The sequence below is a fragment of the Nocardiopsis alborubida genome (genome assembly GCF_012396365.1).
Classification (GTDB): Bacteria; Actinomycetota; Actinomycetes; order Streptosporangiales; family Streptosporangiaceae; genus Nocardiopsis; species Nocardiopsis alborubida.
This window is the reverse complement of the sequence record NZ_JAAXPG010000009.1, coordinates 188351-204427: the sequence shown is the minus strand read 5'-3', so window position 1 is coordinate 204427 and position 16077 is coordinate 188351. Positions and strand designations below refer to the sequence as shown.

General features: G+C 70.6%; 16 protein-coding genes. 4 read left to right on the top strand and 12 right to left on the bottom strand.

Annotated elements, in window-relative coordinates; genetic code table 11:
* Positions 1–195: 195 nt before the first annotated feature.
* A complete protein-coding gene (locus HGB44_RS12065) occupies positions 196–783 on the top strand; it encodes a hypothetical protein (protein ID WP_231972529.1) in 588 nt (195 codons plus the stop codon).
* A gap of 161 nt (positions 784–944) precedes the next feature.
* Here HGB44_RS12065 and HGB44_RS12060 read toward each other — a convergent pair whose 3' ends face one another.
* The 11 genes from HGB44_RS12060 to ectA form a co-directional block, all read right to left on the bottom strand.
* Complete coding sequence (locus HGB44_RS12060) at positions 945–1388, bottom strand: SRPBCC family protein (RefSeq protein ID WP_061081886.1); 444 nt, start codon at positions 1386–1388, stop codon at positions 945–947.
* Between the two features lie 57 nt (positions 1389–1445).
* Positions 1446–2459: an NUDIX hydrolase gene (locus HGB44_RS12055; protein WP_061081885.1), complete on the bottom strand. Its 1014-nt coding sequence runs from the start codon at positions 2457–2459 to the stop codon at positions 1446–1448.
* On the bottom strand, positions 2456–4567 hold the full coding sequence (locus HGB44_RS12050; RefSeq protein WP_082768484.1) for an RNA degradosome polyphosphate kinase: 2112 nt from the start codon (positions 4565–4567) through the stop codon (positions 2456–2458). Before HGB44_RS12050 ends, HGB44_RS12055 begins: the two co-directional genes overlap by 4 nt.
* 165 nt (positions 4568–4732) lie before the next feature.
* Positions 4733–5665, bottom strand: a complete 933-nt coding sequence (locus HGB44_RS12045; protein ID WP_210751501.1) for a CPBP family intramembrane glutamic endopeptidase — start codon at positions 5663–5665, stop codon at positions 4733–4735.
* Between the two features lie 162 nt (positions 5666–5827).
* Positions 5828–6664 (bottom strand): ectoine/hydroxyectoine ABC transporter ATP-binding protein EhuA, encoded by an 837-nt coding sequence (gene ehuA / locus HGB44_RS12040; RefSeq protein ID WP_061081883.1) that lies wholly within the window; start codon positions 6662–6664, stop codon positions 5828–5830.
* A complete protein-coding gene (gene ehuD, locus HGB44_RS12035; RefSeq protein ID WP_061081882.1) occupies positions 6651–7289 on the bottom strand; it encodes an ectoine/hydroxyectoine ABC transporter permease subunit EhuD in 639 nt (212 codons plus the stop codon). Before ehuD ends, ehuA begins: the two co-directional genes overlap by 14 nt.
* Positions 7289–8017 carry an ectoine/hydroxyectoine ABC transporter permease subunit EhuC gene (ehuC, locus tag HGB44_RS12030; RefSeq protein WP_061081881.1) on the bottom strand — a complete coding sequence of 243 codons (729 nt, stop codon included), beginning with the start codon at positions 8015–8017 and terminating at the stop codon, positions 7289–7291. The genes ehuD and ehuC overlap by 1 nt, the downstream gene beginning before the upstream one ends.
* A 7-nt stretch (positions 8018–8024) precedes the next feature.
* Positions 8025–8879 carry an ectoine/hydroxyectoine ABC transporter substrate-binding protein EhuB gene (ehuB, locus tag HGB44_RS12025; protein ID WP_061081880.1) on the bottom strand — a complete coding sequence of 285 codons (855 nt, stop codon included), beginning with the start codon at positions 8877–8879 and terminating at the stop codon, positions 8025–8027.
* A 509-nt stretch (positions 8880–9388) separates the two neighbouring features.
* Positions 9389–9784 (bottom strand): ectoine synthase, encoded by a 396-nt coding sequence (locus tag HGB44_RS12020; protein WP_017567884.1) that lies wholly within the window; start codon positions 9782–9784, stop codon positions 9389–9391.
* Positions 9785–9914: 130 nt separating this feature from the next.
* Entirely contained in the window at positions 9915–11180 is a 1266-nt protein-coding gene (gene ectB, locus HGB44_RS12015) for a diaminobutyrate--2-oxoglutarate transaminase (protein ID WP_061081879.1), read from the bottom strand.
* Positions 11181–11269: 89 nt separating this feature from the next.
* Positions 11270–11767: a diaminobutyrate acetyltransferase gene (gene ectA / locus HGB44_RS12010; RefSeq protein ID WP_082768483.1), complete on the bottom strand. Its 498-nt coding sequence runs from the start codon at positions 11765–11767 to the stop codon at positions 11270–11272.
* An 833-nt stretch (positions 11768–12600) separates the two neighbouring features.
* On the opposite strand from ectA, the gene HGB44_RS12005 reads away from it, so the two are divergent.
* The 3 genes from HGB44_RS12005 (at position 12601) to HGB44_RS11995 (ending at position 14375) form a co-directional block, all read left to right on the top strand.
* Complete coding sequence (locus tag HGB44_RS12005) at positions 12601–12870, top strand: WhiB family transcriptional regulator (RefSeq protein WP_061081877.1); 270 nt, start codon at positions 12601–12603, stop codon at positions 12868–12870.
* A 186-nt stretch (positions 12871–13056) separates the two neighbouring features.
* Positions 13057–13671, top strand: a complete 615-nt coding sequence (locus tag HGB44_RS12000; protein ID WP_061081876.1) for a hypothetical protein — start codon at positions 13057–13059, stop codon at positions 13669–13671.
* A 17-nt stretch (positions 13672–13688) separates the two neighbouring features.
* A complete protein-coding gene (locus tag HGB44_RS11995) occupies positions 13689–14375 on the top strand; it encodes a copper resistance CopC family protein (RefSeq protein ID WP_061081900.1) in 687 nt (228 codons plus the stop codon).
* A 265-nt stretch (positions 14376–14640) separates the two neighbouring features.
* Here the strand turns inward: HGB44_RS11995 and HGB44_RS11990 are convergent, their stop codons facing one another.
* Positions 14641–15402 (bottom strand): PP2C family protein-serine/threonine phosphatase, encoded by a 762-nt coding sequence (locus tag HGB44_RS11990; protein WP_061081875.1) that lies wholly within the window; start codon positions 15400–15402, stop codon positions 14641–14643.
* Positions 15403–16077: the final 675 nt, after the last annotated feature.

The following is a 16077-nucleotide window of genomic DNA, read 5'->3' as shown; positions in this document are numbered from 1 at the left end:
TGCCGGGAGACGCGTGGAACAGGGGCCCTTGCCGAACTTTAGGGCATGTGGGGACGTTCCGTGTTCTGTCGTGGAATACGAGCGTTCCCCGAGGTCAATGTGACTTCCTCGCGCCGATGAACTGGCCAAACAGGGGTCGCCAGCTTACATTCATCACTGGCAGTGATTTTCTGGCTACTCAAAGCAAGGATTATTGTGAAGCGTATCGCTGGACTCGCCCTTATGGCCCTGACCGCCGGTGCCGTCATCGGCGCCTCCTCCCCCGCCATCGCGGACGAGGAGCACAACGGCTACCACGGTTGGCACCACGACAACGGTGACAACGGGCACGACCACGGCGACAAGGGTGACGACCGCGGCGACCGCGGCGACCGCAAGGGCGACGACGACCGCAAGGGCGACGACCGCGGCGACCGCAAGGGCGACGACGACCGCAAGGGCGACGACCGCCGGAAGGGCGACCACGAGGGCCACGACCACGGCAACGGCTGGCACCACGACCACGACAACGGGCACGACCACGGCGACGACGGATACGAGGACGACGACGAGAAGGAGGACGAGGGCAAGAGGGACAAGCGCGAGAAGGGCGACGACGAGGGCGACGACCGGCGCAAGGGCGACCACGAGGGTCACGAGGGCCACGACCGCAAGAAGGGTGACGACCGCGACCACAGGCACGACCACGACGACGATGAGGACGACGAGGACGAGGACCACAAGGACGGCTACTACGAGGACGACGAGGACGACGACGAGGACAAGGACCACGGCCGGCGCTAGCCGCCCCGGCCGGGTCCGCGCGACCGGTTGAGCCCGACGCGCCCGCGCAGGAGCGGGCGCGCGGCGCCGACGCGGCGGACCCGCTCTCCTCAGCGCAGCGCCGCCCGCGGCCCCCGCCCCGCGGGCGGCGTCTGCCGTGTCAGCGTCCGACCGTGCGGCGGTCAGTCCTCCCGCGACTCCGCCGCGGCCTTGAGCCGCACCAGGGTCCGCTCGATGCTCCTCGCGTTCCTGGCGGGCATCCCCATGAGGACGTAGAAGGCCGGAAGGCCCCTGGAGTAGTCGAAGGTCTCCGTGACCCGGGTGCCCCCCTCCGCCAGTTCCTCCAGTTCGTAGCGCCAGCGGTGCGGGCCGAAGTGCCGCCAGGCGATGAGGCGGTCCTCCTCGTACTCCACCACCCTGTTGGTCATCCGGTAGCCGACGCCGAACATCCTCATGTCCATGCCGAACTCGCTGCCCCGCTCCAGCCGCTCCGGACCGAAGAGGCTGGAGAGCACGGTGTCCGAGCCGTCGAACTCGGCGTGCCGCTCCGGCGCCGCGATGATGTCGAAGATCCGCTTGGCGGGAGCGTCGACCACGACGCTCCGCGTAACCCTGTGTCTGGTCATGAGCGCATCATGGCAGCGCCGTGCGGCCCGGTCCCGGGCACCCCGCCGGATCCGGGTTCAGGCCCGGACGGCGTGCCGTTCCACCGCCGCCAGCCCTCCGCCCTCCGCGGTGACGTGCACCACCCAGAAGGAGCCCTTGCGCAGCCCCAGTTGCTGGGAGAACGGCGCGTCCAGCCGCGTGAGCGCCTCGGCCATCAGCTGCGGGACGAGCTCGCCGTGCGTGCACACGACGGTCGGCCTCCCCTCGGCCAGGACGCGCGCGAACGCCTCGCGGGCCTCCTCCACGCCGTACGGGGAGCCGCCGGAGGGACCGTCGGAGGGCGTGTGGACCGTGAACGCGCGTTCGGTGCGCGTCGGAACGTCGTACTCCACCGTGTAGGGCAGCAGCGACTCGGTGCACCGCGCCGCCGCCGACGTCACCACCCGGGGCCGCCCGTAGGCGCTCAGCACCCGGGGCAGGGCAAGGGCGTCGGCGCGCCCGGTCCCGTCCAGGGGCCGCAGGATGTCGTCGTCGGTCCAGGCTCCCTTGTCCCCCGCCGACAGGTGCCGCAGCAGGATGACGGGGAAGGTGGTCGCGGGTCCGGCCAGGAAGTTGTCCACCACCCGCACGTCGTGGTCGTAGGTGAGCCGTTCGCGGGCCCTGTCCACCGGCACCCACTCGACCAGGTCCACCTCCGCGTTGGGCGGGTAGTCGATCCCCGCCGCGGGGTCGGCGGTGGTGGCCGCCCACCACTCCACCTGTTTGGGCCAGCCGTCCTTGAGGTAGCGCTGCGGGGGGAGCCTGCGGCCCAGCACGGGGACCAGGCCGGTCTCCTCGACCACCTCGCGGACCGCGCCGGTCACGGGGTGCTCGCGGCTCTTGAGTTTGCCCTTGGGCAGGGACCAGTCACCCCGGTCGGGCCTGCGGACGAGGACGATCTCGGTGCCGCCCGGGCCCTCGCGCCACAGCAGGGCACCCGCCGCGCGGATGGGTTCGAGGTAGCCGCCGACCGCCGTCTCCCGCAGGGGTCCGGATCCGCTGCCGCCCTCGACCGATCCCTCCACGTCGCCCCCGTTCGGTCCGGCGCTCATCCGCCCTCCACCACGCGCAGGTGGCGGTCGCCGCGCAGGCTGTCCTGGAGGTCGGTGAGCGGTCGCCCGTCGCCGTCGCGGGTGAACCTGGTCCACGTCCCGTCGGGTTCGAGCCGCCAGGACGAGGTTCCGTCGTCCATCGCCAGGTCCATGAGGCTCACCAGCCTGCGGCACTGCTCTGTGTCGGCCACGCGCACCAGGGCCTCGACCCGGCGGTCGAGGTTGCGGGGCATCAGGTCGGCGCTGCCGATCCACACCTGGGGCCGCCAGCCGTTGGCGAAGACGAAGATGCGGGAGTGCTCCAGGAAGCGGCCCAGGATGCTGCGCACCCGGATGTTGTCGGACAGGCCGGGCACCCCGGCGCGCAGGACGCAGCTGCCGCGCACCCACAGGTCGACGCTCACGCCGGCCTGGGAGGCCCGGTACAGGGCGTCGATGATCTCCAGGTCGACCAGGGAGTTGACCTTGATCCGGATGCGGGCGGGCTCGCCCTTGAGGCTGTTGTCGATCTCGACGGCGATCTGTTCGAGGAGGCTCTCGCGCAGGGCGGCGGGCGCCACGAGCAGGCGCTGGTAGTGCTTCTTGCGGGAGAAGCCGGTGAGGCTGTTGAACAGGTCGCTGACGTCCTCGCCCACCTCGGGGTCGGCGCTGAACAGGCCGAGGTCCTCGTACATGCGGGCGGTGCTCGGGTTGTAGTTGCCGGTGCCCACGTGGCAGTAGCGGCGCAGCAGCCCGTCGTCGTCGCGGCGCACGACCATGGACAGCTTGCAGTGGGTCTTGAGGCCGACGACGCCGTAGACGACGTGGCAGCCCGCCTGTTCGAGCTTGCGGGCCCACTGGATGTTGTTCTGCTCGTCGAAGCGGGCCTTGATCTCGACCAGGACCACGACCTCCTTGCCCTCGCGTGCGGCCTCGATGAGGGACTCCACGATGGGCGAGTCGCCGCTGGTGCGGTACAGGGTCTGCTTGATCGCCACGACCTCGGGGTCGGTGGCGGCCAGGGCCAGGAAGCGCTCGGTGGTGGTGGCGAAGGACTCGTAGGGGTGGTGGACGAGGATCTCGCGCTCGCGGACGGCGGCGAAGAGGTCGCCGGAGGTCAGGGCGCGCGGCTCGACGGGGACCATGGGCGGGTAGCGCAGCTCGGGGCGGTCGGTGTCGGCGATCTGGGACAGTCCGGCGAGGTTGAGCGGGCCGGGGACCCGGTAGATCTCCTCCTCCTCGGCGCCCAGCTCCGCGGTGAGTATGGCCAGGGCCTCGTCGCTGATGTCGTGTTCGACCTCCAGGCGCACGAGCGGGCCGAAGCGGCGGCGCAGCAGCTCGTTCTCCAGGGAGGTGACGAGGTCGTCGGTCTCGTCCTCGTCGACCTCCAGGTCGGCGTTGCGGGTGACCCGGAAGGCGTTGTGCTCCAGGATCTGCATGCCCTCGAAGAGCTGGGGCAGGTGGGCGGCGACGATGTCCTCGACGGGGACGAACCGGCCGCCCTCCCGGTCGCCCAGCTCGATGAAGCGGGGCAGGGAGCTGGGGATCTTCACCCGGGCGAACATGCGGCGCCCGTCGCGCGGGTCGCGGACGGCGACCGCGAGGTTGAGCGAGCGGCCGGAGATGTAGGGGAAGGGGTGCGCGGAGTCGACCGCGAAGGGCGTCACCAGCGGGTAGACGGAGCGCTGGAAGTAGCCGCGCAGGTTCTCGCGCTCGACGGTCTCCAGCTCGCTCCAGCGCACGATGCGGATGCCGACCTCGCGCAGGGCGGGCGCGACGCTGTCGTGGAAGCAGGCGGCCTGGCGGAGCATGAGCTCGCGGGTGAACCGGGAGACGCGCCCGAGCAGCACGCGGGGGTGGTGCCCGCTGGAGGAGGCGACGGCCAGGCCGGTGGCCAGGCGGCGCTTGAGCCCGGCGACGCGCACCATGAAGAACTCGTCCAGGTTGTTGGAGAAGATCGCCAGGAACCGCGCGCGTTCCAGGAGGGGGATGTCCTCGTCCTCGGCGAGTTCGAGCACGCGCTGGTTGAAGCGGAGCCACCCCTCCTCCCTGTCCATGAACCTGTCGGCGGGAAGCTCGGGCGTACCGGCGGCGGGCCCCTCGGGTGTTGGCGCTGTTTCCGTGCTCACAGTGGGCAGAATCCCCCTTTTCCATGACCGCAAGGTGACAACCCCGTGAGGGGAAAATGACCGAGACACGACCGGTGTGGGCCCTCTGTAGCTCTATGCCCGCTCCTGCCGTGGTCTCCTCCTCCTGACCGCCGGTTTTACCGTTCGTCCGGTGGGCGGGTCCGGTCACATGACACCGGTCTGGAGGTCGGGTGGCATGAGCATGAGGAACATGCCGACACGCATCACCACCTGGATCCACGTGTTGCGGAAGCACGTCCACAGGTAGCCGTAGAGGAGGCTGGCCGTGGCGTAGGTGAGCAGGGCCAGGCCGGTGTTGTACACCAGGTCGGTCCCCGGCAGCTGGGACAGCGCGTCGTAGGGCTGGATGAGGGCGTAGGTGAGGGCGAAGAGCACCGAGGTGGCGACGATGCCGCCCCAGCGGCCCGTGAGGATCTCCAGGCGGGTCTGCACCATCCCCCGGAAGAAGATCTCCTCGCACACCGCCATGACGGTGAACGCGAGCACGTAGCCCAGCAGCTGGAGGGAGGGCCCAGGCAGCCCCAGGCGCGGGATGAGCAGGTAGCCGATCAGGGCCAGCGCGATGGCGATCGGGACCATCCCGAGCCATCGCCAGGGCTCGGACACCTTCAGGGCGACCGCGGGCATGGCCGTGCCCTTGCCGTCCAGGGTGATGCCGGAGCGGTCCATGACCAGCAGCGGCAGGGTGAAGAGGAACAGCAGGCGCGAGACCAGCGCCTCGGACATGGCCAGGTCGGCGCCGAACACCGCCTCGTAGGTGGCGAAGAGCATCGACAGCAGCGCCATGGACACCACGAAGCCGGCGAGGAACAGCCCCAGCCAGCCCAGCTCGCGGACGATGGGGTGGCCGTCCATCGCCTGGACGACGCGGCGGTCCAGCTGCTCGCGGGCGCCGAAGCCCCTGACCATGGCCCAGGCCAGGATCCCGCCGATCAGCATCGGGGACCAGGAGATCAGGAAGAGGACCAGGGAGTCGTCGAGGACGTCGGAGCGCAGCACGGGGTGGAAGAGCATCGGCGCCACGAAGAGCAGCAGGGCGACCGACACCCCCCAGACGAGCCCCCATCTTCGCACCATGGTCACAAGAGTCCCCCCTGTCTCAGAACTCTCATTCTGCCCAAGGGGAAACTAAAAGCTACTTAATGACTACGGTATGTCGCCACTCGCCTCGACATGTCCCGTCACACCGAGGGGCCGCTCCCGGAGGAGCGGCCCCGGCGGTACGCGGGTTCGGGGCCCTCAGAAACCGTTGTCCAGGACCGAGCGGAGGAAGGACCTGGTCCGCTCCTCCCTCGGGTCGCCGAAGATCTGCTCCGGCGTGCCCTCCTCGGCGATCTGTCCCTGGTCGAACATGAGCACCCGGTGCGAGACGTCGCGCGCGAAGCCCATCTCGTGCGTCACGCACAGCATCGTGATGTCGGTGGTCTCGGCGATCTCGCGCAGCACGTCCAGGACCCCGGCCACCAGCTCGGGGTCCAGGGCCGAGGTGACCTCGTCCAGGAGCAGGATCTCCGGCTGCATGGCCAGCGCGCGGGCGATCGCCACGCGCTGCTGCTGGCCGCCGGAGAGCTGGGTCGGGTGGGCGTCGATCTTGTCCCCGAGCCCGACCAGCTCCAGCAGTTCCTCGGCCTTGGCGTTGGCCTCGCCCTTGGGGGTGCCCAGCACGTGCACGGGCGCCTCGGTGATGTTCTGCCGGACGGTCATGTTCGGGAACAGGTTGAACTGCTGGAAGACCATGCCGATGCGCTTGCGGCGCGCGCGCAGGTAGGACTCGTTCGCCCGGGTCAGGCCCTGGCCCTTGCGCATGTGGCTGAAGGGATCGCCGCCCACCCAGATGACGCCCTCGGTGACCTTCTCCAGGGTCATCAGCAGGCGCAGGATGGTGGTCTTGCCCGAACCGCTCGGTCCGATGAGGGTGACCCGCTCGCCGGGGGCGACGGAGAAGTTCAGGTGGTCGAGCACCGTGAGGTCGCCGAAGCGCTTCACCACGTCGTCGAAGACGATCAGGGGCTGGTCCTGGGGCCCGTTGCCGACACCCTGGGGTTCTTCGTTCACGGTGGTGTCAGACGGCGGCATAGCGTCGCTCCAGTCGTCGGATGAGGATGGCGGACGGGATGCTCACGAGGAGGAACAGGATCCCGACCAGGGTGTAGGCCTCGACGATGCGGAAGTCCGCGCTGCCGACCTGCTGGGCCTCGGTGAGCAGCTCGGGCACACTGATCGCCAGCAGCAGCGGCGTGTCCTTGAACATCGCGATGAGGTAGTTGCCCAGAGCCGGGATGGTCTTGCGGATCGCCTGCGGCAGCACGATGGCGCCCCAGGTGCGGCTCGTGGGCAGGCTCAGCGCCCGGGCCGCCTCCCACTGCCCCTTGGCCACGCCCTCGATGCCCGAGCGGTAGACCTCGGCGGTGTAGGCCGCGTAGTGCACGCCGATCACGACGACGCCCACGGTCATCGCGGAGATGTCGGCCGGGGTCAGGAGGAAGACGAACACCAGCTGGATGATCAGCGGGGTCGTCCGGACGAACTCCATGACCGCGTGCAGGACGGAGCCGAAGATCGGCGTCCGGCGGGCGATGGCGATCGCCAGGCCCAGGACCAGCGCGATCAGGTAACCGAGCACGGTGATCTGGACGGTCACCCACAGGCCGCCCAGCAGGTCGGGCATGACCTCGAAGGTCCACTCGAAGTCCCAGAACATCACTTGGCCACCCCCGCCTTCGCGTCGACGGCCGGGGGCCGCAGGAGGGACGCCAGGCCTCCGCCGCCCGGAGCGGCGCGGCCCAGCTTGCGGTTGGCGCGGCGTTCGAGCAGTCGCATGCCGAGGATGAGCACCTGCGCGATCAGGTAGTAGAGGACGAACGCGCCGATGAAGGCGACCACCGTCTCACCCGTGGCCTGGCGCATGTTCTGCGCCACAGCCGTCAGGTCGGCCACACCGATGAGGTAGGACACCGCGGTGGCCTTCATCAACTCGATGTTGAGGTTGCCGAACGTGGGCAGCATCTGGGCCCAGGCCTGGGGCAGCACGACCAGGCGCGTCCGCTGGAACCAGGAGAGGTTCAGCGCGACGGTGGCCTCGACCTGCGGCTTGGGCACGGCGTTGATGGACGAGCGCACGACCTCGGCCCCGTAGGCCCCCAGGTTGAGGCCCACGGCGAGGATCGCGGCGAAGTTGTCGGCCAGCTGGAAACCGGTCAGCTGGGGCAGGGCGAACGCCATCCAGAACATCAGCACAAGGGCGGCGATCCCCCGGAACACCTCCACGTAGACCGTGGCGACGGCCCGGGGGAGCCAGTGCCGGATCGTCCCCATGATCCCGAAGACCATGGCGAGGACGAAGGCCAGTGCGATGCCCCCGAGGGTGAGCTGGATGGTGACCCATGCGCCCTCGGCGTAGAGCGGCAGTCGCTGGATCAGGAAGTCCACTGCGGGTTCATCCCTCGCAGAGTTCGGCGGTGGTCGTGTCGTCGGGCAGGTCGGCCTCGGTGAAGCCCCACTCCTCGCCCAGCTCCAGGAGGCGTCCGCTCTCCTTGAACTCGGCGATCACCCGGTTGACCTCCTCCAGGAGCTGGGTGTCCTGCTGGCGGAAGCACAGCCCGCCCCAGCCCTTCTCCTCCTGGCCGTCGATCTCGGGGAAGAACGCCTCGGTGACCTCGAAGGGGCCGCCCCGGTCCTGGAGCAGGTAGGTGTGGGACACGCTCAGCATGGACATCGCGTCGACGCGCCCCGCCTCCAGCAGCTCGTAGCCGGCGGTCTGGTTGGGGATGAGCTCCATCTGGTCCTCGGGCACCTCGAAGTACTCGGCGTAGGTCTGCTCGACCGAGCCGTTGAGGACCGCGAGCACCAGGTCGGGGTTGTCGACGAAGTCCGTGAAGTGCTGGATGCCGTGCGGGTTGCCCTCCGCGACCATGAAGGCCTCGGGGGAGGTCGCGGTGGGTTCGCTGAAGGCGACCTGCCCGCAGCGCTCGGGGGTGATGAACACACCGGCGGCGATGACGTCGAAGCGGTTCGCGTTCAGGCCGGGGATCAGCCCGTCCCAGTTCACGGAGGAGGCCTGGATCTCGGGGACGCCCAGCTCCTCGAAGACGGCCTTGGCCACTGCGGGGGACTGTCCGGCCGGGTTGCCGGAGTCGTCGACGAAGCCGAAGGGGATCTCGTTGGCGAGGCCGACGGCCACGAAGCCCTGTTCGCGCAGCCGGTCCAGGGTCGAGGCGCCCTCCTCCCCCTCCCCGCCGCCTCCGCCGTCGACGCGGCTGCACGCGGCCAGGCCGAGGGTGGCCAGCCCCACGCCTCCCAGTCGGAGTGCGTCACGGCGGCCCCAGGCTCCTCTGCGTACTGCGGGTACCTGCTTCTTCACGACTGCTCCTCGAAAGACTCACGGGGGGGGCGGCGCTCTCGCCTGGCTGGACGACAGCGCCGCGCATGCGGATCGGGACGCCTGGTGTGGGCGGTCCGCGGCGCCGGGGCCGCGGCTGCGGCCGCCGCCCGGGGGCAGGGCGCGGCGGCATGAGTACGGGGGTCTCCCTCCCCGGACAGAACCGGCAGTAACAAGACCCGTTTAGTCCGTTATGCACTGGTTATGCACGTGCGGTCTCGGAGTTATCCGGCCTTTCGCCTGCTCAGGGCGGGTCACCTGGTGCTCGTGACCCTGGGTCCGGCGCTCCGTCACCCTGGGGCGCCACCCGCGCGACACCGCGCGGACGCCCCGGCGTCGCCCCTGCGCCCCCGTCTCCCGACGCGAAAGGGCGGGGGCCGACCGGCCCCCGCCCGCGTGGTCTGACAGTCCTGGGACGGACCTCAGGCGTCTTCCTCGACGACGAGGGGGTAGACGCCGTTCTCGTCGTGCACCTCACGTCCGGTGACGGGCGGGTTGAACACGCACAGCACGCGGAAGTCCGTCTTCGGGCGGACGGTGTGCTTCTCGTGGCCGTTGAGCAGGTAGAGGGTGCCCGGGGTGATGGTGTGCTTCTCCCCGGTCTCCTCGTTGGTCAGCTCGGCCTCGCCCTCGATGCAGTGCACGAGTTCGACGTGGTTGGCGTACCAGAAGGTCGACTCGGTGCCCGCGTACAGGACGGTCTCGTGGAAGGAGAAGCCGACCTTGTCCTTGGCCAGGACGATCCGACGGCTGCGCCAGTTCTCCGTCTTGATGTCGGCGTCGGTGTCGTTGACCTCGTCCATGCTGCGAACGATCACTGTGTCCCCCTCTACGCGCTCTGAGCGCTCCTGTGGTGGTGCGGCACGGGGGCGGGGCCGGTCGACGTCCCGAGGGTCGCCGCCCGGCCCCGTACCCACGTGGGTGTGGAGTCCCCTGGCTGGAGACTTCCTAGGCGGGCTGAGCCGCCTTGACCGCGGCACGGGCCGCGTCAGCCATGATGTCAAGACCGGCGGTGAGTTCCTCCTCGCTCGCCGTGAGCGGCGGCAGGAGCTTGGCCACCTCGTCCTCGGGACCGGAGGTCTCCAGGAGCAGGCCCCGGTCGAAGGACTCGGCGGCGACCCTCTTGGCGATGTCGGTCTGCTCGAAGGCCAGGCCCCGGGCCATGCCGCGGCCGCGCACGTGCGCGCCGAACTCGGCGTGCTCGGCGGCCATCTCGGCCAGGCGGGCGGCGACCATGTCGCCCTTGGCCTTGACGGAGTCGGCGAAGGCCGAGTCGCTCCAGTAGCGGCGCAGGGCCTCGCTGGCGGTCACCATGGCCGGGTTGAACCCGCGGAAGGTGCCGTTGTGCTCGCCCGGCTCCCACACGTCCAGCTCGCGCTTGAACAGGGTGAGGGCCATGGGCAGGCCGTAGCCGCTGATGGACTTGGACAGCGTGACGATGTCCGGGGTGATCCCGGCCTCCTCGAAGCTGAAGAAGTCGCCGGTGCGACCGCAGCCCATCTGGATGTCGTCGACGATCATGAGGATGTCGTACTCGCGGCACAGCTCCGAGAGCTCGCGCAGCCACTGGGCGCTGGCGGCGTTGATGCCGCCCTCGCCCTGGACCGTCTCGACGATGACGGCGGCGGGCTTGTCCAGGCCGCTGCCGCTGTCGTCCAGCAGGCTGCGCAGCCACAGGAAGTCCGGCGTCTTGCCGTCCAGGTAGTTGTCGAACGGCATCGTGGCGACGTGGCCCAGCGGCACGCCCGCGCCGCCGCGCTTCATCGAGTTGCCGGTGACGGCCAGGGCGCCCAGGGTCATGCCGTGGAAGCCGTTGGTGAAGTTGACGATGGTCTCGCGACCGGTGTACTTGCGGGCCAGCTTGAGCGCGGCCTCGACCGCGTTGTTGCCCGCGGGTCCGGGGAACTGGACCTTGTAGTCGAGGCCCCGGGGTTTGAGGATGATCTCCTCGAAGGTTTTCAGGAACTCGCGTTTGGCCACGCTGTAGGCGTCGAGGCTGTGCACGATCTTGTCGTCGGTCAGGTACTCGATGAGCGAGGTCTTCAGCTCGGGGTTGTTGTGCCCGTAGTTGAGCGACCCCGCTCCCGCGAAGAAGTCGAGATAGGGCTTGCCGTCCTCGGAGTAGACGTGGCTACCGACGGCCCGGTCGAACACGACCGGCCAGTTCCGGCAGTATCCGCGGACTTCGGACTCCAGGCGCTGGAAGGTCTCCATCGTGTGTTCCTCGGTTCCTTTATCCCAGGTTCGTGGGCTCATGGCTTGGGCGACGGGGTGGGTCGAGCGGGTCCGGTGCGGACGGTCGGTCATGCTCCGGACCCGGCTCCGAGGGGGCCGATGCGTACGAGGTCCTCGGGGTCGTGCGGGGTGTCCCCCTGCGGGAAGTGTTCCCCGGTGAAGAGAGGACTCCACACGGCCTCTGCGTCCCGGTCTCGGGCGAACGAGGCGAACAGGGCGCGGGAGGCGGTGTTGTCGGCGGTGACGGTCGCTTCGAGGTAGCGCAGGCCGCTGTCGACGATCCGGTCGCCGACGAAGTCCAGCATCCGGCGGGCCAGCCCCTGTCCGCGGTACGCGGAGTCGACGGCGACCTGCCAGAGGAAGTACGTGTCGGAGCTGTCGGGCCGCACGTAGCCGGTGACGTAGGCCGCGACACGGCCCTCGTCGTCGCGGGCGACGACGCTGGTCGTGGCGAAGTCCCGGCACCAGAGCGCGTAGGCGTACGGGGAGTTGACGTCCATGCCGTTCTCCCGCGCCAGCCGCCACATGTGCGGTCCGTCCTCCGGGGACGGGTGCGACAGGCGCACGCCTCCACGGCCCGCGGCGCCTGGGGCCTCCGAGGCCGTGGCCCCGGTGTCAGTCCGGTCGCGTGCTTGGAGGTTCGTTCGTAGATGTGGCACGTCGATCGAACTTAGCGAACGAATGTCAATGACGTTTCACGGAAGCCGCTCGCGGATGTTTGGGCAGACCGTTCACGGGTAGGGCCTGTTTATTTAGCAGCGCCCCAAGGCTCTGACCAGGAGGTTCGGGGGACGTCCGGGAGCGGACGGGACACGCGTTGACGCCCTGCCCAACAGGGGGTTCGACGCCGTGGTCGTGCGGGCCGGACGCGGGGCGCCGCCGGGGAGGGCAACCGTTCGCACCCGGGGGGCCGACAGCCGTCAGGGTCAAACATAGATCCTCGCAGAGCAATATTAAGCGTGCGTTAAGTCACACCGATTCGGTGGAAAGCTCGCGACATAACGCCACTTTGGGCTCCCGGCTCGCGCCACACGGTACGTCGGAAGGGGCCCGGGGGCACACGCGCAACGCCGACACGCGGGAGGCCGCGGCCTTTGTCACCGCCGCACGGAGACGGCGGGAGGGGTGGCGCACCCGTGCGCCGCCGCCTCCGGGCCCGCGCCTCCGGACGCGGCGGTGGAGCGCGGCGGGCCCGCACCCGGGGACGTTCTTGAGTTTTCCGGTTTTTTCACGCAGACTCCGTGTAGTACTACGTTGAGTCGTACTACAATTGGTCGCATCGCCGCGCCGCAGTTCCCGGGTCGATCACCCGTGGGCGGTGGGGCGGAGAAGCCCCCTGACCCGGCCGTGGAAGCACGGCACGGGGACAGGGACCACCAGCCACGGATCGGAGGCGCCCGTGAACCGCCTGTACCACGAGAGCGAGGACTGGGTCCTGCAGGGCAGCTGCCGCTCGCAGGACCCGGAGATCTTCTTTCCGGTGAGCAGCACCGGGATCGGGCGCGCCGACACCGAGCAGGCCATCGCCGTCTGCCGCAGCTGTACTGTTCGCCAGGAGTGCCTGCGGTGGGCCCTGCGGGCGGGAGAGGCTCACGGAGTCTGGGGTGGAACCACCCCCGAGGAGCGCCGCTACATGCGTCGCGAACTCGTCCCGGCCGGTCGTCACTGACGAGGGCGACGGGGGCCGCCGGAGGGCGCCAGCCCGCCCGGCGGCCCAGCCCCTCGGTCCCGCCGACCCGCCTCCGCCCCACCCGCCGCCCGAGCGGCCGCGCCCCGCGCCGGTACGCCCGGGCCGCGCGACCGCCGCACTCCGGGGATCTTGCGACCCTCCGGGGCACGGCCTAGGTTCTTTCTCGTGCGACCCGCTCACGGCACGCTCCGCCTCCTGCGCACGGCACTCCTCGCCGCTGCGTGCACGGGGCTTGCCTGGGGCGGGCACAACCTGTGGGCCGCGGCGCCCGCCTCCCTCGGGGGACTGGCCGCGGCGACCGCGGTCCTGTTCCCCCTGCTGTGGTACTTCACCCGCACGATGCGCGGGTTCGGCGACATCTTCGCCGTCATGGCCTCCGTGCAGATCCTCCTGCACCTGGTGTTCCAGGGCTCGGGCGAACCCGCCCCCGGCGTCCTCGACACAGGCGCCGACCACGCCGGGCACGGCCTGCTCACCCACGCCCTCGGCCTCGCGCCCGGCATGCTGTTCGCGCACCTGTGGGCGGCCCTGCTGGCGTCGGCGCTGCTCGCCCACGGCGAGGCGGCCCTGTGGTTCCTGACCGCCCTGCTCGTCCGGGCGCTGCCGCCGCTGCGCGTGCCCGGCCTCGCGTTCGGCGCCCGTGTACCGGTCACGGGCGCCGCCTCCCGGACCGCTCCCCCGCCCGTCGCGCTCTCGGCGCACGGCCCGCGCGGGCCTCCCCTCCCCGGGGCGTCCCCTCGCGACGCCCCCGCGCGCACGCCGGAACCCACCGAACGCTGAGAGAAGCCGTGACCACCATGACCCGCACCATCCGCACCCCCGACACCGCCGCTGAGCCCTCCCGCGCCCTCCCGCGCGCGGCCGCCGCCGTACTGGCCCCCCTCGCCGCGGCCGCCCTGGCCCTGGCCCCCGCGCCCGCGCTGGCGCACGACGTCCTGACCGGGTCCAGCCCCGAGGACGGGGCCACCCTGGACGCCGTGCCCGAGGAGGTCGTGCTGAGCTTCAACAACGCCCCGATGGAGGGCGGCAGCGGCAGCGCCGTCGTCGTCACGGGGCCGGACGAGGAGACCACCTACGAGGAGGGGGACCCGACCTTCGACGGCACGGACGTGTCGGTGGGTCTGGCCCCGCTGGACCAGGCCGGTGAGTACACCATCGGGTTCCGCGTGGTCTCCTCCGACGGCCACCCGATCCAGGACACCCTGACGTTCTCGGTGACCGAGGAGGCCGTCGCCGCGGCGGCCCCCGAGCCCGAGGAGAGCGAGACCGCGCAGGAACCCGCCGGGGAGACCGGGCAGGAGCAGGCGCAGGAGCCCGCCGACGAGGTGGACGCGGACGAGGCCGCGGCCGAGGAGGAGTCGGGCGGCGTGTCGCCGGTGGCGCTGGCCGTCGTCGCCGTCGTCGCGGTCGCCGGTATCGCCGCGGTCGTCCTCGTGGCCGTGCGCATGCGCAGGCGCCCGGGTGGGGACGCCGGGCAGAAGTAGGTACCGGCGAGACGACCGAGGGGCCCGCACGCCCTCCCCCGCTGGGGAGGCGCGTACGGGCCCCTCGTCGTGTCCGGTGTCCGGTCCGCCCGGTGACGGGGAGGGCGGACACGGGAGGCGTCGGCGGTGTCCGCCCGCGCGGGGGCCGGGGCCGTGCGTCGGGGGATGCCGGCGGATGGGGGTTCAGGGGTCGACGGGCGGGCCCGGGGCCGACCCGGCCGGGGGGACGGGAGCCGACCGCCGGGGCCGACCCGGTCGTGACGGGTCAGACGCGGCGCGCCAGCAGGATGCTGATGTTGTCCTTGCCGCCCGCCTCCATGGCGGCCTGCCACAGGGCGTACACGGCGGCCTCGTCGCTGCCCGCCTCGGCGATCATCCGCTCCATCTCCTCGGGCAGGACCAGGTCGGACAGGCCGTCGCTGCACATGAGCCAGGCGCTGGGGTCGGCCGCGTCGTCCCGACCCACGTGCGGGACCATCGTGCCGCCCGAACTGCCGCCCAGGGACTGGGTGATGAAGTTCGTGGTGACCGGGCGGCCGTCCTCGGACGGGGGCAGCGCGGGCGAGTCGTCCTCCGAGAGCTGGCGCAGGCGGCGCCCCTCCAGGCGGTAGGTGCGGGAGTCGCCCACGTTGAACCAGAAGTTGCCGTCGTTGTTGAGCAGGACGCCCGCGACCGTGGTCCCCATTCCGGAGAACTCGGTGTGCTGGGTGGCGTGGTCCTTGATCTCCTCGTCGATGTTGCTCAGCAGCTGGGCGATCTCCTCGGGGCCGTTGAGACGCGGCCCCATCTCGGCCATGCGGTGCACGGCGTGCTCGGAGGCGATCTCCCCCGCCGCCTGACCGCCGATCCCGTCGGCGACCGCCAGGATGACGGGCTCCCCGACCGGGAGGACGCAGCGCACCGGCGAGGTCATGTTCGCACTGGCGACGGTCAGGGCACCCATGACGATGGCGTCCTCGTTGGCGGAGCGAATAGCGCCCCGGTGCGTGAGGGCCGTGACAATGACTTCCCCACCAGCGACACCCATACGCCCTTCCTCCCGTTTCATCGGCCGTGGCCGGTTGCCCGGCGCCCCGCGCCGGACCTTGGTCGAGTCCCGTTCAACGTCCGGATTCTGTCACCGTACCGAGCCACCGCCGGAGTGGGTCAAAATCCGCGTACATCATGGCGGAAAACACCCGGATACGCAGTTCCCGCCCCGGGTCCCGCCGCCGGAAGTGTCGTGCCGGGCGCTCCGCGGTCCGCGCCGCGCGCTCACGGTGTTCCGGTCTGACAGTAGCGGCGGCACCGCCGCCCCGACAGGGGCCACCCACGGCTACCGCGAAACCGCAGACCAACGGGGAGGGCTCCGAGGTTACGGACAGCACCGAAACCCCGAAGTTCTTGGTGTCGGATCGACGTCACGTTGTCGAGACGTGAACCGTCTGGCAGAATGGGCCCCGTTGGGTGTCTAAGACGCAGACACACACGACCAGCCCCGTGCGGCATCATCCTGTCTCGCACGGTGGCCCCAGTCTTCCCCGACCGGTCGTTTGGTGTGATCTCCGTGCGTCTTCCCTTCTTTCTTCCTCTTCCTCCGCTCAGCGGCAGCCGTAAGCGCCACGCGCCTACGGCTCCTCGTGCTGCCGGGAGGCCTCCACCGGCGCGGCGCCCGGCGCCGTGTGCCGCCCTCACCTGACCGCGCCTCCCCCCGCAGCCTCCT